This is a genomic window from Sinomicrobium weinanense, assembly GCF_018863395.1.
GTDB classification, from domain to species: Bacteria; Bacteroidota; Bacteroidia; order Flavobacteriales; family Flavobacteriaceae; genus Sinomicrobium; species Sinomicrobium weinanense.
The window spans coordinates 743,352-769,701 of sequence record NZ_JAHKRR010000002.1; the positions used below are offsets into that span (position 1 = coordinate 743,352).

22 protein-coding genes are annotated in these 26,350 nt (G+C 46.8%); 13 read left to right on the top strand and 9 right to left on the bottom strand.

What is annotated here, in order from left to right; translation table 11 throughout:
• The first annotated feature begins 117 nt into the window (after positions 1-117).
• From KN811_RS08680 to KN811_RS08690, 3 genes are all read left to right on the top strand, one after another.
• Positions 118-609 carry an acyl-CoA carboxylase biotin carboxyl carrier protein subunit gene (locus tag KN811_RS08680; RefSeq protein ID WP_187965348.1) on the top strand — a complete coding sequence of 164 codons (492 nt, stop codon included), beginning with the start codon at positions 118-120 and terminating at the stop codon, positions 607-609.
• 94 nt (positions 610-703) lie between these two features.
• A complete protein-coding gene (accC, locus tag KN811_RS08685; RefSeq protein WP_187965349.1) occupies positions 704-2,152 on the top strand; it encodes an acetyl-CoA carboxylase biotin carboxylase subunit in 1,449 nt (482 codons plus the stop codon).
• A gap of 77 nt (positions 2,153-2,229) precedes the next feature.
• Complete coding sequence (locus tag KN811_RS08690; protein WP_187965350.1) at positions 2,230-3,771, top strand: acyl-CoA carboxylase subunit beta; 1,542 nt, start codon at positions 2,230-2,232, stop codon at positions 3,769-3,771.
• A gap of 4 nt (positions 3,772-3,775) precedes the next feature.
• On the opposite strand, the gene KN811_RS08695 is transcribed toward KN811_RS08690, so the two are convergent.
• The 3 genes from KN811_RS08695 to KN811_RS08705 all read right to left on the bottom strand — a co-directional run bounded on the left by KN811_RS08695 (position 3,776) and on the right by KN811_RS08705 (position 6,892).
• Positions 3,776-5,536, bottom strand: a complete 1,761-nt coding sequence (locus KN811_RS08695; RefSeq protein ID WP_187965351.1) for an aromatic amino acid hydroxylase — start codon at positions 5,534-5,536, stop codon at positions 3,776-3,778.
• 153 nt (positions 5,537-5,689) lie between these two features.
• A complete protein-coding gene (mnmC2, locus tag KN811_RS08700) occupies positions 5,690-6,379 on the bottom strand; it encodes a tRNA (5-methylaminomethyl-2-thiouridine)(34)-methyltransferase MnmC2 (RefSeq protein WP_187965352.1) in 690 nt (229 codons plus the stop codon).
• A 21-nt stretch (positions 6,380-6,400) separates the two neighbouring features.
• Positions 6,401-6,892, bottom strand: a complete 492-nt coding sequence (locus KN811_RS08705; RefSeq protein ID WP_187965353.1) for a DUF4920 domain-containing protein — start codon at positions 6,890-6,892, stop codon at positions 6,401-6,403.
• Positions 6,893-7,022: 130 nt separating this feature from the next.
• Here KN811_RS08705 and KN811_RS08710 point away from each other — a divergent pair, with 130 nt between their 5' ends.
• Positions 7,023-8,093: a branched-chain amino acid aminotransferase gene (locus tag KN811_RS08710; protein ID WP_187965354.1), complete on the top strand. Its 1,071-nt coding sequence runs from the start codon at positions 7,023-7,025 to the stop codon at positions 8,091-8,093.
• Between the two features lie 80 nt (positions 8,094-8,173).
• Here KN811_RS08710 and KN811_RS08715 read toward each other — a convergent pair whose 3' ends face one another.
• Entirely contained in the window at positions 8,174-8,560 is a 387-nt protein-coding gene (locus tag KN811_RS08715) for a pyrophosphohydrolase domain-containing protein (protein ID WP_187965355.1), read from the bottom strand.
• Positions 8,561-8,699: 139 nt separating this feature from the next.
• Here KN811_RS08715 and KN811_RS08720 point away from each other — a divergent pair, with 139 nt between their 5' ends.
• From KN811_RS08720 to KN811_RS08740, 5 genes are all read left to right on the top strand, one after another.
• On the top strand, positions 8,700-8,888 hold the full coding sequence (locus KN811_RS08720; protein WP_187965356.1) for a hypothetical protein: 189 nt from the start codon (positions 8,700-8,702) through the stop codon (positions 8,886-8,888).
• 444 nt (positions 8,889-9,332) lie between these two features.
• Positions 9,333-10,376 (top strand): SRPBCC family protein, encoded by a 1,044-nt coding sequence (locus tag KN811_RS08725; RefSeq protein WP_187965357.1) that lies wholly within the window; start codon positions 9,333-9,335, stop codon positions 10,374-10,376.
• Positions 10,377-10,982: 606 nt separating this feature from the next.
• Positions 10,983-11,321, top strand: coding sequence for a P-II family nitrogen regulator (locus KN811_RS08730; protein ID WP_187965358.1), 339 nt, complete (start codon positions 10,983-10,985; stop codon positions 11,319-11,321).
• A gap of 55 nt (positions 11,322-11,376) precedes the next feature.
• Positions 11,377-12,621: an ammonium transporter gene (locus KN811_RS08735; protein WP_187965359.1), complete on the top strand. Its 1,245-nt coding sequence runs from the start codon at positions 11,377-11,379 to the stop codon at positions 12,619-12,621.
• 150 nt (positions 12,622-12,771) lie between these two features.
• Entirely contained in the window at positions 12,772-13,839 is a 1,068-nt protein-coding gene (locus KN811_RS08740; protein ID WP_187965360.1) for a porin, read from the top strand.
• A 236-nt stretch (positions 13,840-14,075) separates the two neighbouring features.
• Here KN811_RS08740 and KN811_RS08745 read toward each other — a convergent pair whose 3' ends face one another.
• Positions 14,076-14,723, bottom strand: a complete 648-nt coding sequence (locus KN811_RS08745) for a DUF1684 domain-containing protein (RefSeq protein WP_187965361.1) — start codon at positions 14,721-14,723, stop codon at positions 14,076-14,078.
• 238 nt (positions 14,724-14,961) lie between these two features.
• Between KN811_RS08745 and KN811_RS08750 the strand changes: the two genes are divergently transcribed.
• From KN811_RS08750 to dnaJ, 3 genes are all read left to right on the top strand, one after another.
• Complete coding sequence (locus KN811_RS08750; protein WP_187965362.1) at positions 14,962-16,185, top strand: MDR family MFS transporter; 1,224 nt, start codon at positions 14,962-14,964, stop codon at positions 16,183-16,185.
• Between the two features lie 156 nt (positions 16,186-16,341).
• Positions 16,342-16,920 carry a nucleotide exchange factor GrpE gene (locus tag KN811_RS08755; protein ID WP_187965363.1) on the top strand — a complete coding sequence of 193 codons (579 nt, stop codon included), beginning with the start codon at positions 16,342-16,344 and terminating at the stop codon, positions 16,918-16,920.
• A gap of 95 nt (positions 16,921-17,015) precedes the next feature.
• A complete protein-coding gene (gene dnaJ, locus KN811_RS08760; RefSeq protein ID WP_187965364.1) occupies positions 17,016-18,137 on the top strand; it encodes a molecular chaperone DnaJ in 1,122 nt (373 codons plus the stop codon).
• A 215-nt stretch (positions 18,138-18,352) separates the two neighbouring features.
• On the opposite strand, the gene KN811_RS08765 is transcribed toward dnaJ, so the two are convergent.
• Positions 18,353-19,672 (bottom strand): replication-associated recombination protein A, encoded by a 1,320-nt coding sequence (locus KN811_RS08765; protein WP_216334781.1) that lies wholly within the window; start codon positions 19,670-19,672, stop codon positions 18,353-18,355.
• Between the two features lie 94 nt (positions 19,673-19,766).
• Here KN811_RS08765 and KN811_RS08770 point away from each other — a divergent pair, with 94 nt between their 5' ends.
• Positions 19,767-20,456 carry a rhomboid family intramembrane serine protease gene (locus tag KN811_RS08770; protein ID WP_187967707.1) on the top strand — a complete coding sequence of 230 codons (690 nt, stop codon included), beginning with the start codon at positions 19,767-19,769 and terminating at the stop codon, positions 20,454-20,456.
• A gap of 102 nt (positions 20,457-20,558) precedes the next feature.
• Here KN811_RS08770 and KN811_RS08775 read toward each other — a convergent pair whose 3' ends face one another.
• From KN811_RS08775 to rpoC, 3 genes are all read right to left on the bottom strand, one after another.
• Entirely contained in the window at positions 20,559-21,356 is a 798-nt protein-coding gene (locus KN811_RS08775) for a hypothetical protein (RefSeq protein ID WP_187967708.1), read from the bottom strand.
• A gap of 228 nt (positions 21,357-21,584) precedes the next feature.
• A complete protein-coding gene (locus tag KN811_RS08780; protein ID WP_187967709.1) occupies positions 21,585-21,902 on the bottom strand; it encodes a DUF3467 domain-containing protein in 318 nt (105 codons plus the stop codon).
• Positions 21,903-21,980: 78 nt separating this feature from the next.
• Positions 21,981-26,282 (bottom strand): DNA-directed RNA polymerase subunit beta', encoded by a 4,302-nt coding sequence (gene rpoC, locus KN811_RS08785; RefSeq protein ID WP_216334782.1) that lies wholly within the window; start codon positions 26,280-26,282, stop codon positions 21,981-21,983.
• Positions 26,283-26,350: the final 68 nt, after the last annotated feature.

The following is a 26,350-nucleotide window of genomic DNA, read 5'->3' on the forward strand; positions in this document are numbered from 1 at the left end:
AGAACATTATCGATCGATTTGACATTTGATAAATGGGCATTTCATATCTTTATACCAGCACTCAACATTTCCAGGCCACTCCTACCCCGCAATGTGTATGCTAATAATTGATTGTCTATGGACAAAACATATAAAGTAAAGGTTAACAATACCTTCGATTTTGTGATCGACACCCGTAACACGGCTCTTCCCGATATGATCAAAACCGGACAGGGTTCCTATCACATTCTGAAAAATCACCAGTCCCTCAACGCGGAAATACTGGAAACGGATTTTCTACGCAAAACCTATACGGTCAGCCTGGATGGTGAGATCTACACCGTAAAAATATCGGATGCCCTGGACCAGCTCATCGAAGACATGGGGTTTGCCCGGGGGGAAGCCGGGCATGTCTCCGAAATTACAGCCCCGATGCCAGGCCTTGTCCTGGACATACAGGCGGAAACGGGACAGCATGTTGAGGAAAACGATACCCTGATCGTACTGGAGGCCATGAAAATGGAAAATATCATCCTTTCGCCCCGCAGCGGCCTTATTAAATCCATAATGGTGGCCCGGGGAGATGCTGTGGACAAAGACCAGTTGCTGATAGCATTTGAAGAAGGATAACTATAAAACAACCCATATGAGCGTACGTCCTATCCTTCGTACCAGAACTACCAATACAACAAAAGATGTCATTGTTTAACCTAAACTTTTTGGGGTGAAAAAAATATTGATAGCTAACCGGGGAGAAATTGCTATCCGCGTGATGCGTACAGCACAAAAAATGGGCATTGCCACCGTTGCCGTTTATTCAGAAGCGGACAGGGACTCCCCTCACGTAAGATATGCAGATGAAGCGGTTTGCATCGGGGAAGCTGCCCCGGAAAAATCATACCTCGCCGCCGATACTATTATCCGGGTTGCCAGAGAACTGGGAGCAGATGCCATCCATCCGGGATATGGCTTTCTGAGTGAAAATGCTGGATTTGCGGAAAAAGCAGAGGCCAATAACATCACTTTTATAGGCCCGAAGTCCCGATCCATCAGGGTCATGGGCAGTAAACTGGCCGCCAAGGAAACTGTAAAAGCCTATAACATTCCTATGGTTCCGGGAACGGACAAAGCCATTACCGATATTGAGCACGCCAAACGTATTGCCGGGGACATCGGCTACCCGATACTGATCAAAGCATCGGCCGGGGGCGGTGGAAAGGGAATGCGCGTGGTGGAAACCGAAAAAGACCTGGAGTCGCAAATGAAACGGGCAGTGAGCGAAGCCACATCTTCCTTCGGGGACGGTGCTGTTTTTATCGAAAAATATATTGCCTCGCCCAGGCATGTGGAGATCCAGGTCATGGCAGATAACCACGGCAATATCATCCACCTTTTTGAACGCGAGTGTAGCATACAGCGCAGGCACCAGAAAGTGATCGAGGAAGCTCCTTCTGTTATCCTTACACCGGAACTTCGCTCTGCGATGGGTGAAGCTGCCGTAAAAGTGGCCAGGGCCTGTGATTATACAGGTGCCGGTACCGTGGAGTTCCTGCTGGACGAGAACCGGAACTTCTACTTCCTGGAAATGAACACCCGCCTCCAGGTGGAACACCCTGTAACGGAACTGATCACAGGCACCGACCTGGTAGAATTACAGATAAGGGTAGCCCGGAATGAGCCACTTCCCCTGAAACAGGATGACCTTCAAATCCGGGGACACGCCCTGGAGCTTCGGGTATATGCCGAAGACCCTCTGAACGATTTTCTCCCCAGCGTGGGAAACCTGGAACGTTATGATCTCCCTTCCGGCAAAGGAATTCGTGTAGACAACGGTTTTGAGGCCGGCATGGATATTCCCATATATTACGACCCCATGCTGGCCAAACTTATCTCTTATGGCCAAACCCGGGAGGAAGCCATACAGACTATGATAGCTGCGATTGACAGATATACGGTAAAAGGCGTGGAAACTACTCTGCCTTTCGGGAAATTCGTATGCCGGAGCGAGGCTTTCCGTTCCGGGAATTTTAACACCCATTTTGTCCGGGAACACTATGCCCCCGAAGCCTTGCTTGCGGAACGGGAAGCCACTGCCAGAACCGCTGCCTTGCTGGCTGTAAAACAATATACCGAAGACCTTAAAAAATTGCGCCTTCCGGGAATGAGAAAGTGAGAAAGTGAGAAAGCGAGAAAGCGAGAAAGTGAGAGGATGGGAGAGGTGAGATAACATAAAACCTAAACGTTTAAATTATGAGCTCCAGAATAAAAGACCTGAACGACAAACTGGCCCAGGCCTACCTCGGGGGTGGCCCTGAACGGATAGAAAAGCAACATCAAAAGAAAAAGCTGACTGCCAGGGAACGGGTAGCCTACCTCCTGGACAACGGTTCTTTTGAGGAGATCGGGGCGCTTGTCATCCACCGCACCAAGGATTTCGGGATGGAGAAACAACAGTATTACGGTGACGGGGTGGTTACCGGCTATGGCACCATCAACGGAAGGCCTGTCTATGTCTTTGCGCAGGATTTTACTGTGTTTGGCGGTGCATTGTCAGAGACCCATGCAGAGAAGATCTGTAAGATCATGGACCTGGCCGTAAAATCGGGCGTCCCTGTAATCGGGCTGAACGATTCCGGAGGTGCACGTATCCAGGAAGGGGTCCGTTCACTGGGGGGATATGCGGATATATTTCACAGGAATGTACAGGCCTCGGGGGTAATACCACAGATCTCGGCCATTATGGGGCCCTGTGCCGGTGGTGCCGTTTATTCGCCTGCCATTACAGATTTCACCATTATGGTAGAGGACACCAGTTATATGTTCGTTACCGGGCCCAATGTGGTAAAAACCGTGACCAACGAAAATGTAACTTCCGAAGAACTGGGAGGTGCCAGTGCCCATGCCTCCAAATCGGGAGTGGCCCATATCACCTCATCCAACGATGCCGAATGCCTGGACGATATCAAAAAACTCCTGGACTACCTCCCGCAAAACCACGGGGAAAAACCGTTGAAACTGCCTTTTGAGCCCGGGGACGAAATCAGGGACAGCCTGCTCTCCATTATTCCGGATCAGCCCAATAAGCCCTATGATATGCACGAGGTTATCTCCGGGATCATTGATAAAGATTCTTTTTATGAGATCCATAAAGACTATGCGAAAAATATCATCACGGGATTTGCCAGGCTGGGCGGGCGCAGCATTGGCATAGTGGCCAACCAGCCCATGTTCCTCGCCGGGGTGCTAGATGTAAACAGTTCTAAAAAAGCCGCCCGTTTTGTACGGTTTTGCGATAGCTTTAATATTCCGCTACTGGTATTGGTAGACGTACCGGGATTTTTGCCGGGAACGGACCAGGAATGGAACGGTATCATCTCCAACGGGGCCAAACTGCTCTATGCACTCAGTGAAGCCACCGTTCCGAAGATAACGGTCATTACCCGGAAAGCCTATGGCGGGGCCTATGATGTGATGAACTCCAAACACATTGGCGCGGATATGAACTTCGCCTGGCCCAGTGCCGAAATTGCCGTTATGGGCGCCAAGGGAGCGGCCGAGATCATCTTTAAAAAAGAGATCTCCGATGCCGAAGACCCGGATGCCAAACTTAAGGAAAAGGAAACCGAATATGCCGAACTCTTTGCCAATCCCTACATCGCCGCCAACCGCGGATTTATAGACGAAGTGATCCTCCCGCAATATACCAGGCGAAAACTCCTCAAGGTGTTTGCCATGTTGGAGAACAAGCAGATGCAAGGGCCTAAGCGGAAGCATGGGAATATTCCGTTGTAAAACTTCACACCTCCATCCTGGCATTATCCACTAAGCTGATCCCGTCGCCGATCAAATGAGCAATTCCGGGCGATGCTGCCTTGATCTTGTCCAGGTGCAGTAATATCTCCCGGGCAAGGGCATCGTCTCCCTGGTCTATTGCCAGTTCGTACAATTCTACCGACAGGAGCCAGTCTTTCGGATAGTTGGCCCTGACACTTTCGAAGATGCCCGGCAGGGCCGTGGCGATCTCCCGGCCTTCCCTGATATCCCGTACATTCTGATAAAGAGCCTCCAGGGCAAGCTGTTCTTTTGATTTTTTTATCTTGATGGTCCCTTCGGAAGGCACATGGGTGATCAGGTCAAAACTACCGGCATCGGCAGGGCCGGAAAAGGCGGATACCACGTTTTTACCTACGGCCATATCATATGTACCCCATTCCGGTTTAAAGAGTATTTTGTCTCCGTAAGTTACCGTACAGTTCTTAAAACTGATAAGGATGATCTTGCCCTGCAGGTTCCGGGTTCCGGTGATAATATCTCCCGTAACTTCTATACCGCCTTCAAATTCGAGGGTTGCCCTTTCTCCTTCGTAGATATTGTATGCTTTCAGGTCGCGCGGGCTCATATCCTCAATGGCAAGGTTGATCCCCTTTAACCTGCCTACCGGACTTCCGAATCCTTCGGCATGATAGTCCGTTCCGTGTCCTACCAGTTCTTTTTCGCGATAAGACAGGGCTGTTTTTCCCTTTGTCTGCAGGTAAATGGGGCTGCCTTCGTATTCTATCACCTCAGTAAACATCCCGGACACCTGGAGTCCTGTACTCAGTTCGGCCGTACCCAGCGCATCGGAAGCTATCAGTTTCTTAATGCCTCGCAATCCGCCCGTGCGAAGGGCCATGGTATTGGCAAATTCTTCGAGTACAAGGCTTAAGTGTGCAAAATCGGGGGTAACATACAGCTGGGGCTGTGGTTTGGTAATGTCAAATTCCTGGTAGGCTGCTTCTATGGTGTAAGGGAGTTTTTTTACGTGGTCTGTCATACACCAGGTACTTTCTCCTATGGAAGACAACAAGCCTGCCCCGTATATTTTGGGATGATCCACGCTGCCTATTAAACCGTATTCCACAGTCCACCAGTGCAGGTTTCGAATGAGTGCCATTTCACTGGGCTCTCCCATATTTTTTTGCAGTTCATCCACCTTTTTCTCCGCTTCCTCAATTTCTGTATCCGGCGTACCCGGAGCTTCCTTGATGATGGACAGGTGCCTGATAGCTTCGTACATTTCATAGTCCCTGGCACTGGAAATGGCCTTACAGCCTATTTCCCCGAACCTCCGGAGATATTCGGCATATTCCGGGTTGGCGATAATGGGGGCATGTCCGGCGCCTTCGTGGATGATGTCCGGTGCAGGGGTGTATTCGATATGTTCCAGCTGTCGTATGTCGGATGCGATGACCAGCACGTTATATGCCTGGAATTCCATGAAAGCGGCGGGGGGAATAAAACCATCCACAGCCACAGCAGCCCAGCCGATTTCTTCCAGGATACGGTTCATGCCGTACATATTGGGAATGCTATCTATGGAGATCCCGGTCTGCTTCAGCCCGTCCAGGTAGGAAGCATGGGCTACTTTACTGAGATAATCCACATTTTTGCGCATCACATAGCGCCAGACCGCCTGGTTTATTGCAGAGTAGCTTTCGTAGCTCTGGGGTTTTACGAACTGCTTTAAGTGCGCGGGCAGCTTGTCTAATATGGGATTGCTTTCGTACGCCGGTGTCATCGTGTTTTTTTATATTTTCCGTTATAAACAAATTTACGAAAAATAGCAGACACCTTCGGCTATACCCATCAGATAAATACGATCACCTCGCAGAGACGCACGGCCCCTTCACGTTGAGACGCACAGCCGTGCGTCTCAACAGGATATACCTATTTAAATGCCCTTAGCATTTAAATACATTGAATGCTTCGTGGCACGAAGCATTTCCCTTTTTCCGGGAGGGCCTGGCAGGCGTTCTACCGTAAACCCTACGGCCTGCATGGCCCTGCGTACGCTTCCCTTGGCAGAATATGTGACCAGCACTCCCCCATCCTTCAGGGCTGTATACATTTTGGAAAAAATTTCCTCAGTCCACAGTTCCGGTTGTACCCTGGGGCCGAAAGCATCGAAATAAACCAGGTTGAACTTTTCTTTATCTTCAATATCCGTAAAAGACTGTTTTCTCTTGGTAAGCACAAACTCCCCGGATATACGGTGTGTTTCTTCCCAGGAAACCGCATGCATTTTTTCAAAAAGGTGCGACTGCTGTCCAGCCTCCAATTCCTTTACATAATTGAGCTCTTGCAGCTCTTCGGCGGAGACCGGGTAAGCCTCCACTCCGGTATAATTTAGCTTCAGTTTGTGTTTTTCAGCTTCCAGAAGTGTAATAAAGGCATTAAGCCCCGTACCAAAACCGATTTCCAGCACAGAGATCCCTCCCCTGGGAAACACAGCCAGGCCGTTCTTAATAAATACATGATATGCTTCCTGTATGGCCCCGTGAACAGAATGATAGTGCTCATCCCATTCTTCAAGGTGAATGGTCGTGGAACCATCGGCCGTTTTTATGATCTTTCTTTTCAAGGGATTATCGGGTTATTTTACCTATTGTTTAATCAGTACCCCATGGGCTTCAACCGCATAAGTGATCTCAGGCTCGGTGATCTGTGCGATCTCTTCTTCAGATTTCCCGGCATCTTCGGCATAGTGTTTCAGGTCTTTCACAGGCATTTTTTCTACATAGGCCTTTCCTTCCATAACAACCTCTCCGGACGCATCGGTAGGCACAAAAAAGCCATAATCCTTAAACCGCACCATGGCTTGCCGGCCGTCGGTGAGCTCCACTTTCATCCAGCATCCTTTTTTGGGGCACACCTCTATGATCCTGGATGTAAATTTTACAGGGATAGTATCTCCTTTTTCCAGTTGCGCAAATCTGTTATCCATATCCCGGGTTTCCCATTTTCCGGACAAGGTTATAGAGTCTCCGAAAGACGCATAAGCCTCATTCTCCACCGGCTTTTTTACCTCCTGTTTACAGCCGGAGAGAACCATCACTGACAATATTGTTGAAAATTTCGCAATTAACAGCTTCATACTTTATTTTTTTAAGGATTTGAATAAAAAAATGCCTTTACACAGCTCTAAAATAAATGAATTTTATGTGATTTTTTAATTCCGAATACGTATTTATTTAATTACCTTAGCTATAAAATTTAATTTGACCATGAAGACAGAAGAAGTTACTCCTATCAAGATTGAAAAAACAACCAGTTCCAGGATCGGACAAGTGGATTTTGACAAGCTCGTTTTCGGAAGCGTGTTTACCGATCATATGTTCGTCTGCGACTATGTAGACGGCCGCTGGGAAACTCCTCAGATCATACCATATCAACCGCTGACACTCGATCCCTCCGCGAGGGTATTCCACTATGCCCAGGCTGTTTTTGAAGGGATGAAGGCCTACAGGGATGACAATGACGGGATATGGCTTTTTCGTCCTGATGAGAATTTCAAAAGGATCAACAGATCTTCTGAGCGTATGGCGATGCCCGTATTTCCGGAAGAATACTTTTTTGAAGGTGTAAAGACCCTGCTCAAACTGGATGAGGAATGGATCAGGAAAGGAGAAGGAAATTCGTTGTACATCCGTCCGTTCGTGATCGCTACGGAGCCCAGTGTTATGGCCTCCCCTTCCAATCAATACAAGTTTGTTATCATATGCTCGCCTGCCCAGTCTTATTACGGAGGTGAGGTACGTGTAAAAATAGCCGATCATTACAGCCGGGCCGCTTCAGGAGGAATCGGATATGCCAAGGCGGCAGCCAATTACGGTGCACAGTTCTACCCTACCAGCCTGGCCCAGAAGGAAGGATACCAGCAGGTGATCTGGACCGACGCCAATACACACGAATACCTGGAAGAAGCAGGCACAATGAACGTCTTTTTCCGTATAGGAGACACACTCCTCACAGCCCCTACCAACGACAGGATACTGGACGGGGTTACCCGTAAAAGTGTTATTGCCATAGCAGAGGCCAACGGTATAAAAGTAGAGGTAAGGCCGGTAAAAGTCAGTGAGATCATCGCCGCAGCCAAAGACGGAAGCCTCAAAGAGATATTCGGCAGCGGTACGGCAGCCGTGATCAACCCGGTAGCCGGGTTCGGATACGGGGACGAGAAGTTTGAACTTCCGAAAATGGACAAGCCTTATGCTTCCATGATCAAAAAACTCATTGTCGACATCCAGTATAACAAAGCGGAAGATCCGTACGGGTGGCGTTATAAAGTAGAATAGACCATTGTCCGTTAGCAGTCAGCAGCCGCTTGTCGAACCAAGTGGAAGCATTGCTGACTGCTAACGGCCCATTAACTGTTTTATTCTTCCAGCACTTTGGTAATATCCGGTTTAAAATAGTTTGGCCCTTTCATAACCTTGCCATCTTCCCGGTAAATAGGCTTGCCTTCCTCGCTCAGTTTACTCATATTGCTTCGTTGTATTTCCTCGAACACTTCTTCTATTTTGTGTTGCAATCCGTGTTCCAGTATAGTGCCACACAAAATATACAACATATCACCCAATGCATCGGCCACTTCCACAAGGTCGTTATTCTTTGCGGCTTCCAGGTATTCCTCATTTTCTTCCGCCATGAGGTTAAAACGCAGGTTTATTTTGTCTTCTCCCAGGTCTGTTGTAGGATCAGGAGCTATTCCCAATCCGAATGCCTGATGAAATTCGGCTACCGCCTCCAGTTTTCTCTTCATTGTTATTATCTGTTTTATTCGGTATTCAGTATTCGGTAATCGGTAGTCCGTAATTTAAAAACCGAACACCGAACACCGAATACTGAATACCGGTTACTGCCTACCGATAAATTGGTTATTTTTGCCTAAAATTAAATATATGTTCACAACAGGACAACTCATATTTGCCCTTTTTTTCTTCGTCGCTTTTGCCCTGGTGGTTTTCTTCAGTTACAGAAAGGACAAAAAGCTGCATGCCAGGCATTATACCGGGAGTATTAAGATCTTAATAGGTTTTATCCTCTTTCTCATTATCCTGCTCCTGCTAAAAGGTTGGATAAAGTCTTAATGATCATCTCAAAAACAGGAGCTATTTTAACATTCGGGCTATACACTCAGCCGTTTTTTGCGCCTTTGAACTGCCGTTTTTATAAAAAAAGTTATACATTAGCGTCGTGGTTTAAAAAAATAAAAGCAATGATTACATTTTTTGGTGTATTATCTTCGCTTCTTCTTATTAATGTCATCCTTTTGATATTTAGCATTAATAAGACAGAAAAGAAGACTAAAAAGCCTTTTCGGTTCTACCCCGAAAAGCCCGAAGAGAGCCTTACTTCTCATTTTAATATCAAAAACTACAAAGAAGCGGTATAGTAGTCGTTTCTCCCGTCAACGGGGAGTTTTGGTAATATTTAGTTACTCGTTTTTCAGTATTCGGAAAATGAGGAGGATTTCCTATGTGTAAATCTTTGTGTTATTATGTAAATTAGCATCATTGCAAACAAGAGAAATCATGAAAATCCTGAAATATCTTTTTTTCCTCATTCTTATATTGGTTATAGGCATTAGTATTTATATTGCCATACAACCTTCTTCCTATCGCGTTTCCCGGACACAGGTCGTAAAAGCACATTCTCCCGTAGTATACAACTATGTCCAGGACCTGAAAAACTGGAAAAACTGGATCCCCTGGCTGGAAAAGGATCCGGATATGGCTATTAAATACGGAGAGACTACCACAGGGATCGGTGCCAGTTACAGCTGGATAGGAGAAAAAATGAACGGAAAACTGGAAACCACAGCGGCTACCCCATTCACCAACCTGGATCAGGAACTCACCTATGAAAAACGCCCTCCCTCTGAAGTTTCCTGGACCTTCGAACCGGAAGAAAACGCTACCAAAGTAACATGGGAGATCAGTGGTGACCTTGACTTTATGTCCAAGGCCTATATCCTTTATAAGGGGAATATGGAACAAAATATCGGCCCTGAGCTGGAGAGAGGGCTCAAAAAACTGGACAGTGTGATCCTCGAAGATATCAAAAAATACAGCATAGAGATCGATGGTATTACGGAACACAGCGGGGGTTTTTACCTTTACACCACTACCTCCAGTAAAATTTCCGACAGCCGGAAAAAAATCCCGGAACGCATTCGCGTCATAGAAAAATACATTACAGCCCATAATATCACCAATGTTGGGACCCCGTTTACCTATTACCATTCGAGGGATGAAGAAAACAACGCCATGATATTTTCCAACGGGGTCTTAACCTCAGCCAGGATCATAACCGATCCGGAGAGCGACATACTCACCGGCCAAATAGCCCCTTTCCGCGCATTGAAACTAACCCTTACCGGAGACACAAAAAACCTGAAAGAAGCCTGGGACAGTGCTTTTGCCTACCTTGCCGAACGCCAGATAGCACAGGACTCCACAGGGCCATACCTGGAATTTTACCTGTCTGATGCATCCAAAACCCTCAACCCGGCCAAATGGGTTACCGAGATCTACGTACCCGTGTCCGAACTCAACATCCCTCCTATTGTAGAATAGCATACTACAGCTGATATCGATCAAATCCGGCATTTTTTTATACGAATAGTACATGAAGGTGTCTTCTATAAAATAGCATTTGCGTCAACCTGAACTTTTACCCTGAGCTTGCTTGCACTGAGCCCTTCGGTAGACTCAGGATAAACTTAAGCCGAAGTGTCGAAGGGTTGTTTCAGGTTCTCATCCCGGTCGTCTGATCAACAGGATGGGATGCTGAAACAAGCATGACGGGTTGTAAAACTTTTAGAAGATATTTTCTTTTATTCTCCCCCGACTCTTTTTTCCGGAACTTAAACATCTCTTCAGGGAGACTTTCAAAATTACCAAAAGCGATTGCTTTTGAGGTACACCTGTACTCTAAACTACCCGATAAGCCTTCCGAAACTTTCCGAAAACGTTTTCGATTTTCCCTTTCTGTTTCAAAAAACCCTGTTCTCAACCACAAAAAAATATAGAGTTGTCATTTTTTATATATTTTTTAGACATTACCCCCTATTTTAAATGGGGTATAAATGAAATATATTTAAAAATTAAAACATTTAGTATGTTTTAGTAAGGGGTGATTTGTATTTAATATAAATTTAACATTCTTAAAATTTAATCCTTATGAAAAAAATAGAAGCAATTATCAGAAAGTCAAAATTTGACGATGTAAAGGAAGCCCTGCACCAGGTTGGAGTGAATTTTTTCAGCTATTGGGATGTTACCGGACTGGGCAATGAAAAACAGGGCCATGTATACAGGGGAGTCACTTACAGTACTGCCGATATACAAAGAAGGTACCTGTCTATCGTGGTGTCTGATGAGTTTGCAGACAAAGCCGTAGAGGCCATTCTGGATGCTGCAGGTACAGGAAGTGTAGGCGACGGAAAAATATTCATATCGCCGGTAGAAGAAACCTATCGTATCCGTACACGCGAAAAAGGAAAAACCTCGCTCAATTAAATGAATGAACAAACAAAACTAACCGACAACGCAAACAATTTAAAGAAAACAAGTTATGGAAGAAATTTTATTGACAACCAATAATATATGGATGATGGTGTGTACCGGACTGGTATTCTTCATGCACTTAGGATTTTCCTTTCTGGAGATAGGGCTCACCCGGCAGAAAAACACCATAAACATTCTCTTCAAAAATGTATTTATTATATGTGCCGGCCTGTTGCTCTACTGCCTTATAGGTTTTAACCTGATGTATCCCGGAAGTTTCATAGGAGGAATCCTTCCCGATTATTTTATCAACCTCTTCGGGCTTTCACTCCCCGAAGACGGGTTAACTACGGCCTATGCAGACGGGGGGTACACCTACTGGACCGACTTCCTCTTTCAGGGCATGTTTGCTGCCACTGCCGCTACTATTGTATCCGGTGCAGTGGCCGAAAGGGTGAAAATAGGCAGTTTTATGCTTTTTTCCGTGATCTATGTCGGTATTGTATATCCTATTGCAGGTTCCTGGAAATGGGGCGGCGGGTTCCTCGAAGAGTGGGGGTTCTATGACTTTGCCGGTTCTACCCTGGTACACTCTGTCGGCGGATGGGCCGCCATAGTAGCTGTATATCTGCTCGGAGCCCGAATAGGCAAATTCGGAAAGGACGGAAAAGTCAATGCCCTGCCCGGCCATAACATTCCCATGGCCACAGCCGGAGTTCTTATTCTCTGGCTGGGATGGTTCGGCTTTAACGGCGGTTCAGTACTTTCTGCCGATCCGGGGGCAACCTCGCTCACTCTTGTAACCACCTGCCTTGCTGCAGCTGCCGGGGGTGTGTCGTCCTTTGTCTTCTCTTCCATTCGCTATAAAAACTACGACCTTACCATGTTCCTCAATGGTATCCTGGGCGGATTGGTAGGTATCACCGCAGGGGCAGACCAGATGTCTCCGACAGATGCCATTATTATCGGTATCGTGGCAGGGGTGATCATCGTTCTGGGTGTGGCCTTTATCGACAGGTTGAAACTGGACGATCCGGTGGGCGCCATAGCCGTTCACCTCCTATGCGGAATATGGGGGACCCTCGCCGTTGGTATCTTCGGTGCAATGGCCGGCTTTAATCAGTTCCTGATACAACTTGCAGGAGTAGCCATTATAGGTGCTTTCTGTATTATATCGGCCTTTATTATACTGACCATCATAAAGAAAACCATAGGGTTGCGTGTTACCAGGGATGAAGAACTCGAGGGGCTCGACCTTCACGAACACGGTGGTATGGAGGCTTATCCCGATTTCAGGATGAACCAGCACTAAACCAAAACCAGGACAATAACCGAAGGTTGAAAAGAGAAAGCGGAGCGTTCTGCCAAACGCTCCGCAAATAATCCTCATTCATTCAAAAGGTTCTCAGTGTTGCTCAACACACAAAAAATCAGTCAGAATTAAACAACTAATCCTTTTACTATGAAATCGATTACTATGACAAAGTTCGTAAAAAAAGTACTTTTTGCCCTGGTGGCGCTTATAAATTTAACTGTCCTTGCCCAGGAAGACAAGAAATTCCGGATAAGTGGCAGTGTAGATGGCTATTACCGCTATAATTTTTCAGACGAACAGCGACAGGCACCGGCTTCTTCCTTTGCCAACGATCCCGGGTTTGCCCTGGGTATGGCCAATATAATTGCTTCTTACGAGTCCGAAAAAGTAGGTTTTGTTGCCGACCTCGTGTTCGGGCCACGTGGGGAAGATGCCGTTTTCCTGTCCACCGGTTCCTCCAATATTGTCAACCAGTTGTATGTGTACTGGACCGTCAGCGATGCCGTTACCCTTACTTTTGGAAATTTCAACACCTTCCTGGGATATGAAGTGATCTCTCCTACCGGGAACTTCAACTACTCCACTTCCTATATGTTTTCTTACGGGCCATTTTCCCATACCGGACTTAAGGCAGATTTCAGCCTGTCCGACAACTGGTCTGCCATGCTGGCTGTTATGAATCCCACCGATTATACAGAATACAACCCGGCGGGGGTTTATACTTTTGGTGCACAGATCGGGTATGAAACCGAAAAGGGAGGCACGTGGTTTAACGCTATTTACGGAAAACAATATGATGGTGAAGCCATAAATGAAGAAGCTACCTTCCAGATAGACCTCACCACCGGGTATGACCTGACAGACATGTTCTATCTCGGACTTAACGCCACTTATAACGAAACCAAGGATGCCGGCGGATTCTACGGGATTGCCCTCTACCCCCAGATAAAGACAACCGAAAGTTTTGCCCTCGGGCTCAGAGCTGAATACTTCAAGGAGCTGGATGACGGCAGCCCTGTTTACGGACCGGATGTGGAAACCTTCGATTTTACCCTTACCGGAAGCTACACCGTGGGCAACCTTATCCTAAAGCCCGAACTCCGGCTGGACAGTGTTTCCGAAGATGTGTTCTTTGATAAGGACAGTTACAAAACAGGTATACCGTCTGAAGGCAGCCTCGGCTCATTTGTCCTGGCGGCCATCTACAAATTTTAAAATATTTTTAAGGTTATTGGTATCTGCGGAGGATGCCCCCAAAAGTAATACATACGTCATGCTGAACTGTCACCCTGAGCACAGCCGAAGGGTTGTTTCAGCATCCCATCACCCTGATCGGACAATCGCTGATGACATCCTGAAACCATACTGAAATAAATTCAGTACAGCGTTGTGTAAGTATTACTTTTGGAGGGGCACCTCCTTTTCCCTGGATCTGCCGTTAAAAAGGTATATTATTGTCCTTCAAAAGCCTTCACCCCGGCCCTTACAGGAACAGACAGGGTATTTTCTTTCGGTACTATGGGACAGGAGTATTTTTTGTTGTAGGCACAATAGGGATTATAGGCTTTATTGAAGTCCAGTACGATCTCATCGCCTTCGGGTATGCGGAGGTCCATATACCTGCCTCCCCCGTAAGTCTCCTCCCCGTTCGTAGCGTCTGAAAAAGGCAGAAACAGGTAGTCTTCAAACCCTTCCCGGGTTATCAGCTCCTGGCTTTGATAGACGTTGAGCCTGTATTCTTTACCGCCAATCCTGAAATACAGGATACCATACCGCACCTCTTCGGTTTCCCTGTCTGTCGTTGTAGGCATAAAAAAAGGGAGTTCTTCCGGGGTCCTCTCCAATTTTGCTTTTACTCTCAGGGTCGTATCGATCGGAAAAAATTCGAGCCCGCGGAAATGTTTACGGTCCCGGTCTTTTAAGGGCGATGTTTCCGGGTTCCTAAACTCTTCATTTAATTCCTGCTGAAACAGTTCTATACTCCCAACCGCACTTGTACTGTCTGCTGTTATAGTATGTTCCGTATCGCGATATCTTTTATCTCCTTTACAACCCGTTAAAAAAACGAGAAATGCCAATGTAACCAGCGTTGTTTTCATGTATTTGTTTTTAGGGCCCGAAGCCAGGGCAGAAACCCGAAATAGCATTGATTTGTATACTAAACTCCAAACCACCGATTTCGGACTTTTTCATAAGTTGTGGACTGTTTTTGTGTCCCTTGATATTTCCCGTTACAAAGCTATGATTTTATTTGCATTCCCGGGGCAAAAATAGCTTTTCCCTCACGCTGTGTTCCGCAAATATTGAGTAAGTTTGGCATTTCAATCTTACCTCATTATGCTTCGGTCACTCCTTAAAAAATATATCTCCTCCTTTGGGGGGTTTTCCAGGGAGATCTGGTTTCTTACCCTGATAACATTCATCAACCGGGCGGGGACCATGGTCTTGCCTTTCCTGTCCAAATATCTGAAGGAAGACCTTCACTTTTCCTACGGCCAGATCGGGTGGATCATGGTGTGTTTTGGTATAGGGTCTATGACCGGTTCCTGGCTGGGCGGTAAATTTTCGGATAAAATAGGGTTTTACAAGGTCATGGTCTTTAGCCTGTTTACCAGCGGGGTTCTCTTTTTTACCCTGCAATTCATCACCGGATTTTGGGGGCTCTGTGCGGCGATGTTCGTTATCATGACCATTTCCGATATGTTCCGCCCCGCTATGTTCGTTTCGCTCGGGGCTTACAGCAAACCCGGAAACAGGACCCGCGCCCTGACCCTGGTACGCCTGGCCATAAACCTCGGATTTGCTGCCGGTCCGGCCCTCGGTGGGCTTATTATCGTACAAATGGGATATGGCGGACTGTTCTGGATAGATGGCGCCACCTGTATTATAGCCATCCTGCTGTTCCGTGCCCTGGTGCCCGAAAAGAAAAAAAGTACCGAAGCCCCAGTGACCGACACAGTTGAAAAGGAGGGCAAACCGGTCTTTAAAGACAAACCCTACTGGGTATTCCTCTTTGTAACCTTTGTTCTTGGCATGCTGTTCTTCCAGATCTTCACCACCCTGCCCATTTATCACAAGGAAGTATATGGTCTTACAGAACTTCAGACCGGGCTGCTCATGTCCCTTAACGGGCTGCTTATATTCGTTTTCGAAATGCCCATGGTCAGCTATATCGAAAAACGGAAAACGGCCAAAACCAGGCTTATTTTCCTGAGTACGATACTCATGGCTACCAGCTTTTTTATACTGCTGTACCCCGGCTGGATCGGTGTACTGGTTATCAGCATGGTGATCATTACCCTGGGCGAAATGCTCGGTTTTCCCTATACCAATGCCTTTGCAATGAGCAGGGCCAGCAAAGGCCGGGAAGGACGTTACATGGCCCTCTATACCATGAGTTTTTCCCTGGCACACATATGGAGTGCTAAAACCGGTATGGAGATCATAGACCGTTGGGGATACAATGCCAACTGGTTTTTTATGGGGTCTCTGGGCCTGATCGCAGTGGCCTGTTCAATCCTGCTGCGGAACATGATAAACAAGGAGATACCACAGGGATAAAGCTATGCCCATCTGACGGTCGTACCTTAGGGAGTTTCCAGGCTTCCCATAATGACATTTTGACATTCTAACCGAAGGCCCGGCTGCCGGAATATCCTCCTGTAATGTTTGGCAACACTTTTGCGGTGTGAAAGCCGGTATAAATTATGTATACAAATGGCAAAAAAGAACAAAAAGGAAGAAACCAATAATAATGATATTATGGCAGAAGAGCAAACCGCACCTGTCACCGAGGAAAAGGCAGAAACTCAGGAAGTTTCAGCAGAAGAACAGCTAAAAGAAGAGCTTGCCAAAGAGAAAGACAAGTTCCTGCGCCTCTTTGCCGAATTTGAAAACTACAAAAAAAGGACTGCCAAAGAGCGTATAGAGCTGTTTAAAACAGCAGGACAAGATGTCGTGTCTGCCATGCTGCCTATACTCGACGATTTTGACAGGGCCCTGGCTGAAATACAGAAGTCCGGCAACGACAACAACGGTGTTACGGAAGGAAAGAATGAGCTCCTGAAAGGTGTGGAACTCATCAACAATAAATTCAGGGAAGCCCTGAAAGGCAAAGGCCTCACCGAGATAGAAACAACACAAGGCGATGCATTTGATGCAGAGCTTCACGAAGCCATAACCCAGATTCCCGCCCCGTCGGACGACCTGAAAGGAAAGATCATCGATGTGGTGGAAAAAGGGTATAAACTGGGAGAGAAGATCATAAGATATCCCAAGGTGGTTGTAGGACAATAATCCCCTTCGACTCCGCTCAGGGACCGGTTTCTTTCAAGTCCCCCTAAACCGATTCTATTCGGTTGCCGAGCGAAGCCGAGGCAAAAATGGAACACATGAAAGACGATTATTACGAAATACTGGGAGTAGATAAGGGTGCTTCGGCCGCGGAAATAAAAAAGGCCTACCGTAAAAAGGCCATACAGCATCACCCCGACAAAAACCCGGGAGATACTCATGCCGAAGAAATGTTTAAGAAATCGGCAGAAGCCTATGAAGTACTGAGCGACCCCGATAAACGTGCCCGCTATGACCAGTACGGTCACGCTGCTTTTGACGGCAATGGCGGATTTGGCGGGGGTGGCATGAACATGGATGACATCTTCAGCCAGTTTGGCGATATCTTCGGAAGTGCCTTTGGCGGTGGATTCAGCGGCTTTGGAGGTGGTTTTGGCGGCGGTCAGCGCCGTGTCAAGGGAAGTAACCTGAGGATCCATGTAAAGCTCTCCCTGGAAGAAATTGCCAGTGGGGTTGAAAAGAAAGTAAAAGTACGCAGAAAAGTACAGGCTTCCGGGGTTTCTTATAAAACCTGTCCTACCTGTCACGGTACCGGGCAGGTAACCCGTGTAACCAACACCATACTGGGAAGGATGCAGACTTCTGCCCCATGTAATGCCTGCGGTGGTTCCGGACAGGTCATTGACAAAAGACCCGCAGATGCCGATGCACAAGGCCTTAAAGTGGTTGAGGAAACCGTTTCTATCAGGATCCCTGCCGGGGTTGTAGACGGTATGCAACTGAAAGTCACCGGAAAAGGTAACGAAGCACCGGGCAACAACGGTATTCCGGGAGACCTGCTGGTAGCCATCGAGGAAATAGAACACAAAACCCTGAAACGAGAGGGAGACAATCTTCACTATGACCTGTATATCAGTGTTCCGGAGGCCGTACTCGGTTCCTCCAAGGAAATAGACGCTGTTACGGGCAAAGTAAGGATCAAGCTCGAAGCGGGAATTCAGTCAGGTAAGATATTGCGGCTAAGAGGCAAGGGTATACCGAGTATCAACGGTTACGGCAGTGGGGACCTGCTGGTCCACGTCAATGTATGGACCCCGAAAACGCTAAACAGGGAACAAAAAGAGTTCTTTGAACAAATGATTAACGACGAACATTTTACGCCCAAACCCGAGAAGAGTGACAAGTCTTTCTTTGAAAAAGTAAAGGACATGTTCTCCTAAAGAACAAAACTTCAAAAAATACAGCCGGAGCAAACAACTCCGGCTTTTTTATGGCCTGAAAACCTGAAATATACGGCTATGTAAAATATTTCACCCAAATTTTATTCAATTCTTAAAAATATCACAAAAAAAATGTATATTTGAAAACCCACTAAGAAATCTTAGTGTTAATTTTTTTCTTTTTCATAGCAATTTTTTCCCATCCTTGACGCCGATTAAGGATGGGTTTTGTTTTTCCCCTCCCGGTTATCGAGTGAAGCCGAGGTATATTTATCGCCCCAACGCTTTTGCATAAACTCCTTTATATTGTTTTCCCTGGCATTTTTTCCGGGAACATAAAACGAAGTCCCTTTAAGTTCATCCGGCAAAAATTCCTGGTCTACGAAATTCCCGGTATAATCGTGTGCATACTTATATTTTTCGCCATAGCCCAGTTCTTTCATCAGTTTGGTGGGTGCATTCCGCAGGTGTAGGGGCACGGAAAGGTCGCCGGTCTGCCTCACGGCCTCCTGTGCCTTGTTGATAGCCATATAAGCGGTGTTGCTCTTAGGTGATGTAGCCAGGTATATAGCACACTGGCTCAGTATAATGCGAGATTCCGGGTAGCCGATAGTGGTCACCGCCTGAAAAGTATTATTAGCGATCACCAGTGCCGTGGGATTGGCTATACCAATATCTTCAGCGGCATGGATAAGCATCCGCCTGGCTATGAATTTTACATCCTCTCCCCCTTCGATCATACGGGCCAGCCAGTATACCGCCCCATTGGGATCGCTTCCGCGTATCGACTTTATGAAGGCCGATACAATATCGTAATGTTGCTCACCGGTCTTGTCGTAACGTACCGTGTTTTTCTGTACCTTTTCCAGGACAAGATCATTGGTAACGGTCACCTCTTCCGTTCCTTCGGAATTGATGACCAGTTCAAAAATATTAAGCAATTTACGCCCGTCTCCCCCCGATAATCGCAACAGGGCTTCCGTTTCCTTTAAATTTATCTTCAGTTCCGACAGCACCGGGTCCTTTTCCATAGCCCGGTGCAGCAGGGCCTCCAGGTCTTCTTTATTAAAGGCATTGAGCACATAGACCTGGCAGCGCGAAAGCAGAGCGGGAATGACCTCAAAACTGGGATTTTCGGTAGTAGCCCCGATAAGGGTCACCCATCCTTTTTCTACTGCTCCGAGCAACGAATCCTGCTGGGATTTGCTGAAGCGATGTATCTCATCGATGAATAAAATAGGGTTTTTGGTCGTAAAAAGCCCTCCGCTCTTTTTCGCTTTTTCAATGACTTCCCTTACATCTTTTACTCCGCTGCTAATGGCGCTAAGGGTATAAAAGGGCCTGTCGCTTTCATTCGCAATAATATTGGCCAGGGTGGTCTTCCCCGTCCCGGGAGGGCCCCAAAAGATCAAAGAGGGGATCATACCCCTTTTTATCTGTTTGGTTAACGATCCTGTTTCTCCTACCAGATGCGACTGGCTAATGTAGTCTTCCAGGGTCCTTGGCCGTATTCGTTCTGCTAGTGGTTCATTCATGCCATAAAATTACTATATTTATTTTGATGACAATTTACCATGTTTCGGATTTTTGGCAACCTGTTTGCCAATTGACTAATAAAAAAACAACCCCATGCAAGACCACAAGGCTTTTCAGTTTTCACTGACCACTGTTCTGTATCCTTTTCTGTTCGTGGTACTGATCTGGACGGTATACTGGGTACAGATTAAATATGGCTATGACTTTACGGACTACGGAATACTTCCGCGCACCATCTCAGGCCTTAAAGGGATCGTATTCAGCCCTTTTCTTCACGGCTCAATAAAGCATCTCTATAACAACACTTTTCCCCTGCTTATCCTGGGAACTATACTCTTCTATTTTTACGTCCGGCAAAGTCCCCGGGTTATCCTTTACGGTATTCTCCTCAGCGGTTTTCTCACCTGGATCATAGGCCGGGAGGCTTATCATATTGGTGCCAGCGGGCTTATATACGTATTCAGCAGTTTTATATTTTTTAAGGGGATCTTTACAAAATATTATCGCCTTGTAGCACTTTCACTCCTGGTAGTATTTCTGTACGGGGGGTTGTTGTGGTATGTTTTTCCCATCGATGAGGAGATTTCCTGGGAAGGGCACCTTTCCGGCCTGATCACCGGGTTTATCCTGGCGGTGTTTATCCGGGGGAACCTTCCTAAACCAGTAAAATACGCCTGGGAAAGGGAAGATTACGACGAAGAGAACGACCCTTTTTTAAAGCATTTCGACGAAAACGGGAACTTTATAGAACATCCGGACCAGATCCCGGAAGAAGAAGATTAAATCGATAAAGGCCAGGCAAGGTCTTTTACCGGTCTAAAAGGTCCCGACTGCACTTGCAGATATATGTAGTAGTATCGGGCCAGTACAGTCGGGGAGGTCTCTTTAAAATTTGATCTTCAGCTCTTCTTCTATGCGCTCACCGCCTTCGTAATATTCGGCAATCCATTTTCCGTCTTTTTTGGTAAGCATACCATTCTTATCCCTTATAATATAAACATTGTCAGCACTGGTCTTTTGCAAAACAAAAATCACTTTCGGACTGCTGTCCACCAGTTGGTAACCATTTTCCACAGGTTGTGCATACAATACCCCGTCGTTTTTAATCCCAGCCTTTCGGGCCACAGGAACAGGGTTCTCTGTTTTTTCCACCACTTTTGGCTGCTCGGTAGTCTGTTGCCGGGAGGGAGCTACGGAAGATGCCTGTGCCGGGGGTGCAGTCGCCGTAGCGCGGCTTGAGGACACGATAGATATGGAGGGATCGTAATTGTAATTCAATTCTTCCACAGATTTAAAGGCTTTGCGAAGCGCATCGTGATAGGCTGTCTTAAAATCCTTCTCCTTGCTCTTTCCTTCTTCGGAAGTAAAAATCACTTCGCCCCTGCAATTGGTAAGTTCCACATTGAGCCTGGTAGTAAACATGTTCGAATTATCCTTGACATCGGCTTTCAGGGCCAGACAACTGTTTTCTTCAACCTCCGTAGTAAGATGGTTTGCGTAAACCGCCTTGAAATTGTATTTTTCAAAGAGAAACTTGGTCAGGGCATTGACCTGGTATTGGTTTTCCTTTTTGAGAAAATCGAACTTCTGGGGAACAATAACATATTTATAACCGTCAACACTGCTCTGAGCAGATCCCAACATTATACTGAACAAAGCGAAAACAAATATTATTCTTTTCATCGTTTTAATGAGTTTTTTAATTGAAAGAGTCCCAGGTTTCCGGGAACAGAGGTTTCGGTAAGAGAACTTTCAGCCCTCTCGCTCCTTCTATGTATCCTTCAGGCTTAACTATATTTTTGCTAAGTTCTGAAATTCTGTTCATATATCCATTAAAACCCGAAAAATTATATAGTTCAGGGACAAAAAAAGCCCCGGACTTTTAAAGTCCGGGGCTTATTGTTTTACGGTTTACGCTTCTCCCGTCGGGCCGAAGTTCATCGGTATGGGAGGCTGTTCGTAATCCTTGATCTCTCCATGAGCAGATTCAAAACGGCTGACATTGTCTGCAAGTGCCTTCAGAAAACGCTTGGCGTGCTGTGGGGTAAGTATAATACGGCTCTTTACTTTGGCTTTGGGAGCCCCGGGCATCATACTTATAAAATCCACAACGAATTCAGATACGGAATGGTTTATGATCGCCAGGTTAGAATATGTTCCTTCGGCAACACTTTCGTCCAATTCGATATCTATCTGCTGATCTCGTTTAGGTTTGTTCTGATCACTCATGATTTTATATTCAAAGTTTAAGGTTCAAAGTTCAAAGTTTATTAGTCAAACCTTGAACCTTGAACTTTGGCCCTTAAATTAATAAAGACTTGCTTCTTTCTTATTGCTCATTATTTCATCGTACTCTTCTTTAGAGCCTACGATGATGTTGTCATAGTCGCGCATACCTGTTCCTGCTGGGATCTTGTGACCAACGATCACGTTTTCCTTCAGGCCTTCCAGTGTATCTACTTTACCGTTCACTGCTGCTTCGTTCAGTACCTTGGTGGTTTCCTGGAATGAAGCGGCCGAGATGAACGACTTGGTTTGCAACGATGCTCTGGTAATACCCTGGAGTACCGGTGAAGCGGTAGCCGGGACCACATCCCTGGCCACAACCAGCTTCTTGTCTGCCCTTTTGAGGATAGAATTTTCATCCCTGAGCTGACGCAATGTAATGATCTGGCCGGGTTTGAGTGCGGTAGAGTCTCCTGCATCTTCAACAACTTTCTTACCGAACAGTTCGTCGTTCTCTTCGATAAAGTCGTCTTTATGAACGAGCTGTCCTTCGAGGAAGATGGTATCTCCGGGATCGTTGATCCTAACCTTACGCATCATCTGACGGACAACCACTTCAAAGTGTTTGTCATTGATCTTCACACCCTGTAGACGGTAGACTTCCTGTACTTCGTTAACCAGGTATTGCTGAACGGCAGACGGCCCTTTGATCTTGAGTATATCTTCGGGTGTCACAGAACCGTCAGACAGAGGCATTCCGGCCCTTACAAAGTCGTTTTCCTGTACTAGGATCTGGTTTGAAAGTTTTACGAGATACTTCTTCAATTCTCCCAGTTTGGACTCGACAATGATCTCGCGGTTACCACGTTTTATCTTACCGAACGACACTACACCGTCGATCTCGGAAACAACGGCAGGGTTTGAGGGGTTCCGTGCTTCGAAAAGCTCGGTAACCCTGGGCAGACCACCGGTAATATCCCCGGCCTTGGCCGATTTACGCGGTATCTTAACCAGAACCTTACCTTCTTTGATCTTTTCACCGTCGTCTACCATGATGTGGGCTCCTACGGGTAAGTTGTACGAACGCAGGGTCTCTCCTTTACTGCCTTTAATAAGCAGCGTAGGAATGAGTTTCTTGTTCCTGGATTCGGAGATCACTTTTTCCTGGAATCCGGTCTGTTCGTCGATCTCTACCTGATAGGTAATTCCCTGTTCTATATTTTCGTAAACGATGCTTCCGGAAAATTCGGAAATGATCACCCCATTATAGGGATCCCACTGGCAGATTACATCATCCTTGCTTATCTTTTGTCCATCCTTGATGAATATCTGTGATCCATAAGGAATGTTATTGGTACTCAATACGATACCGGTCTTTTTATCGGTGATCTTCACCTCCGAGGTTCGGGATATCACAACGTCGACTTTCTCTCCTTCCGAGTTCTCGCTCTTTACGATCTTGAGGTCTTCTATCGTAGCTACACCGTCGAATTTGGCCAGCAACTTGTTCTCTTCAGAAATGTTCCCGGCAATACCTCCTACGTGGAAGGTACGCAGTGTTAACTGTGTACCGGGCTCCCCGATAGACTGTGCTGCGATAACACCAACGGATTCTCCTCTTTGTACCATTTTCCCGGTGGCCAGGTTACGGCCGTAACATTTGGCACAGATACCTTGTTTGGCTTCACAGGTCAGGGCAGAGCGTACTTCCATACGTTCCAGCGGAGATGCGTCTATCTTTTTCACCATCTCTTCGGTGATCTCTTCGCCCGAACTTACGAGTAGTTCTTCGGTGAGCGGATCGTAAACATCGTTCAGCGATACACGTCCGAGTATCCTTTCCCCGAGCGACTCCACAACCTCCTCGTTCTTTTTGAGGGCTTCTACTTCCACACCTCTCAGGGTACCGCAATCCTCGGTATTGATAATGACATCCTGGGAAACATCCACCAGACGACGGGTCAGATAACCGGCATCGGCCGTTTTCAGGGCGGTATCGGCAAGACCTTTACGCGCACCGTGAGTGGAGATAAAGTATTCCAGGATGGAAAGTCCTTCTTTAAAGTTGGACAGGATGGGGTTTTCAATAATCTCCCCTCCTCCTGCCGTAGATTTCTTCGGCTTGGCCATCAAACCACGCATTCCGGTAAGCTGTCGGATCTGTTCTTTGGATCCCCTCGCTCCGGAGTCGAGCATCATGTACACGGAGTTAAAGCCTTGCTTGTCCTCACGGATACGCTTCATGGCAAGTTCGGTAAGCATGGCATTGGTTGATGTCCACACATCGATCACCTGGTTATAACGTTCGTTATTGGTGATCAGACCCATGTTGTAGTTCATCATAATGCCTTCTACCTGCTCATTGGCCTCACCGATCATCTGGTGTTTTTCTTTCGGGATAATAATATCTCCAAGGCTGAACGACAGTCCTCCCTGGAATGCCATCCTGTACCCGGTATTCTTTATTTTATCCAGAAAGTCCGCCGTAGCAGGCACATTGGTCACTTTCAGTACGTAACCGATAATGTCACGCAGTGACTTCTTGGTAAGTACCGTATTGATGTAGCCTGCCTCTTCAGGGACTACTTCATTGAACAGTATCCTCCCTACGGTGGTTTCTATGATCTGGTTGACCAGTTCCCTATCTTCATTAAAATCTTTTGTCCTTACCTTAACGATGGCATTGAGGTCCACTTTTTTCTCATTATAGGCAATGATCACCTCTTCCGGAGAGTAGAAGGTGAGCCCTTCTCCTTTTACGGGTTCTTCCGGAGTACTCCTTCGTTCCTTGGTCATATAGTACAGTCCGAGTACCATATCCTGTGAAGGTACGGTGATCGGCGAACCATTGGCAGGGTTCAGGATATTATGAGAAGCCAGCATCAGTAACTGTGCTTCGAGTATGGCCTCGGGGCCCAGCGGCAGGTGTACCGCCATCTGGTCACCATCAAAGTCGGCGTTGAATGCGGTACAGGCCAGCGGGTGCAGCTGAATGGCCTTTCCTTCTATCAGTTTGGGCTGGAAGGCCTGAATACCCAGCCTGTGCAGCGTAGGAGCCCGGTTGAGTAATACCGGGTGGCCTTTGATAACGTTGTCCAGGATATCCCAAACCACGGGTTCTTTTCTGTCTATGATCTTCTTGGCGGATTTTACGGTCTTTACAATACCCCTTTCGATCAGCTTACGGATTACGAAAGGCTTGTATATTTCCGCTGCCATGTCTTTCGGCAGACCGCACTCGTACATTCTCAATTCCGGACCTACAACGATCACAGAACGTGCAGAATAGTCCACACGTTTACCGAGGAGGTTCTGACGGAAACGTCCCTGCTTTCCTTTAAGGGAGTCGGACAGGGATTTCAGCGGCCTGTTTGACTCGGTCTTCACCGCAGAAGACTTACGGGTATTGTCGAACAGGGAGTCCACAGATTCCTGGAGCATCCTCTTTTCGTTACGGAGGATTACTTCGGGCGCTTTGATCTCCATCAGTCTTTTCAGACGGTTATTCCTTATGATTACCCTTCGGTACAGGTCATTCAGGTCGGATGTGGCAAAACGTCCTCCGTCCAGGGGTACCAGCGGCCGCAGTTCCGGCGGAATTACAGGGATTACTTTCAGGATCATCCATTCGGGTTTGTTCTCCCTGTTTTGCTGGGCCTCACGGAAGGCTTCCACGACCTGCAGCCTTTTGAGGGCTTCGGTCTTTCTTTGTTTTGAAGTTTCGTTATTGGCCTTATGGCGCAGGTCATAGGACAAAGCGTCCAGGTCTATCCTGTTCAGCAGTTCTATGATACACTCTGCCCCCATTTTGGCAATGAACTTGTTGGGGTCGGTGTCTTCCAGGTACTGGTTGTCCTGCGGAAGGCTGTCCAGTATGTTCAGATATTCTTCTTCGGTGAGGAAATCCATTGACTGTACGGGTTCCCCTTCCGCGTTCTTGGCATTCCCGGGCTGTATAACCACATAGCGCTCGTAATAGATGATCATATCGAGCTTCTTGGAAGGCAGTCCCAGCAGGTACCCTATCTTGTTGGGCAGGGACCTGAAATACCATATATGTGCAATAGGAACTACGAGGTTGATGTGCCCAACGCGGTCCCTTCGTACTTTTTTCTCGGTAACTTCAACACCACACCGGTCGCATACAATGCCTTTATACCTGATCCTCTTGTATTTTCCACAGGCACATTCATAATCCTTGACCGGACCGAAGATCCGTTCGCAAAACAACCCGTCACGTTCCGGTTTATGGGTCCGGTAGTTGATGGTTTCCGGCTTTAAAACCTCTCCGCGGGACTCCGCCAGGATAGACTCCGGTGATGCCAGGCCAATGGAGATCTTGTTAAATCTCGTTACTGTATTCTTATCTTTTCCTCTAGCCATGATGTATGGTGATAATGAATTAAGTGTAATTTGGTACGGGTTTCCGGCGGATGGTCTGTGAACCACCT

Bases quoted from the DNA above. Each gene is read 5' to 3' on its own strand.
- KN811_RS08680 (WP_187965348.1), top strand. From the start codon at position 118: ATGGACAAAACATATAAAGTAAAGGTTAACAATACCTTCGATTTTGTG.
- KN811_RS08690 (WP_187965350.1), top strand. From the start codon at position 2,230: ATGAGCTCCAGAATAAAAGACCTGAACGACAAACTGGCCCAGGCCTAC.
- KN811_RS08695 (WP_187965351.1), bottom strand. From the start codon at position 5,536: ATGACACCGGCGTACGAAAGCAATCCCATATTAGACAAGCTGCCCGCG.
- KN811_RS08705 (WP_187965353.1), bottom strand. From the start codon at position 6,892: ATGAAGCTGTTAATTGCGAAATTTTCAACAATATTGTCAGTGATGGTT.
- KN811_RS08710 (WP_187965354.1), top strand. From the start codon at position 7,023: ATGAAGACAGAAGAAGTTACTCCTATCAAGATTGAAAAAACAACCAGT.
- KN811_RS08715 (WP_187965355.1), bottom strand. From the start codon at position 8,560: ATGAAGAGAAAACTGGAGGCGGTAGCCGAATTTCATCAGGCATTCGGA.
- KN811_RS08720 (WP_187965356.1), top strand. From the start codon at position 8,700: ATGTTCACAACAGGACAACTCATATTTGCCCTTTTTTTCTTCGTCGCT.
- KN811_RS08725 (WP_187965357.1), top strand. From the start codon at position 9,333: ATGAAAATCCTGAAATATCTTTTTTTCCTCATTCTTATATTGGTTATA.
- KN811_RS08730 (WP_187965358.1), top strand. From the start codon at position 10,983: ATGAAAAAAATAGAAGCAATTATCAGAAAGTCAAAATTTGACGATGTA.
- KN811_RS08735 (WP_187965359.1), top strand. From the start codon at position 11,377: ATGGAAGAAATTTTATTGACAACCAATAATATATGGATGATGGTGTGT.
- KN811_RS08740 (WP_187965360.1), top strand. From the start codon at position 12,772: ATGAAATCGATTACTATGACAAAGTTCGTAAAAAAAGTACTTTTTGCC.
- KN811_RS08745 (WP_187965361.1), bottom strand. From the start codon at position 14,723: ATGAAAACAACGCTGGTTACATTGGCATTTCTCGTTTTTTTAACGGGT.
- KN811_RS08750 (WP_187965362.1), top strand. From the start codon at position 14,962: ATGCTTCGGTCACTCCTTAAAAAATATATCTCCTCCTTTGGGGGGTTT.
- KN811_RS08755 (WP_187965363.1), top strand. From the start codon at position 16,342: ATGGCAAAAAAGAACAAAAAGGAAGAAACCAATAATAATGATATTATG.
- dnaJ (WP_187965364.1), top strand. From the start codon at position 17,016: ATGAAAGACGATTATTACGAAATACTGGGAGTAGATAAGGGTGCTTCG.
- KN811_RS08765 (WP_216334781.1), bottom strand. From the start codon at position 19,672: ATGAATGAACCACTAGCAGAACGAATACGGCCAAGGACCCTGGAAGAC.
- KN811_RS08770 (WP_187967707.1), top strand. From the start codon at position 19,767: ATGCAAGACCACAAGGCTTTTCAGTTTTCACTGACCACTGTTCTGTAT.
- KN811_RS08775 (WP_187967708.1), bottom strand. From the start codon at position 21,356: ATGAAAAGAATAATATTTGTTTTCGCTTTGTTCAGTATAATGTTGGGA.
- KN811_RS08780 (WP_187967709.1), bottom strand. From the start codon at position 21,902: ATGAGTGATCAGAACAAACCTAAACGAGATCAGCAGATAGATATCGAA.
- rpoC (WP_216334782.1), bottom strand. From the start codon at position 26,282: ATGGCTAGAGGAAAAGATAAGAATACAGTAACGAGATTTAACAAGATC.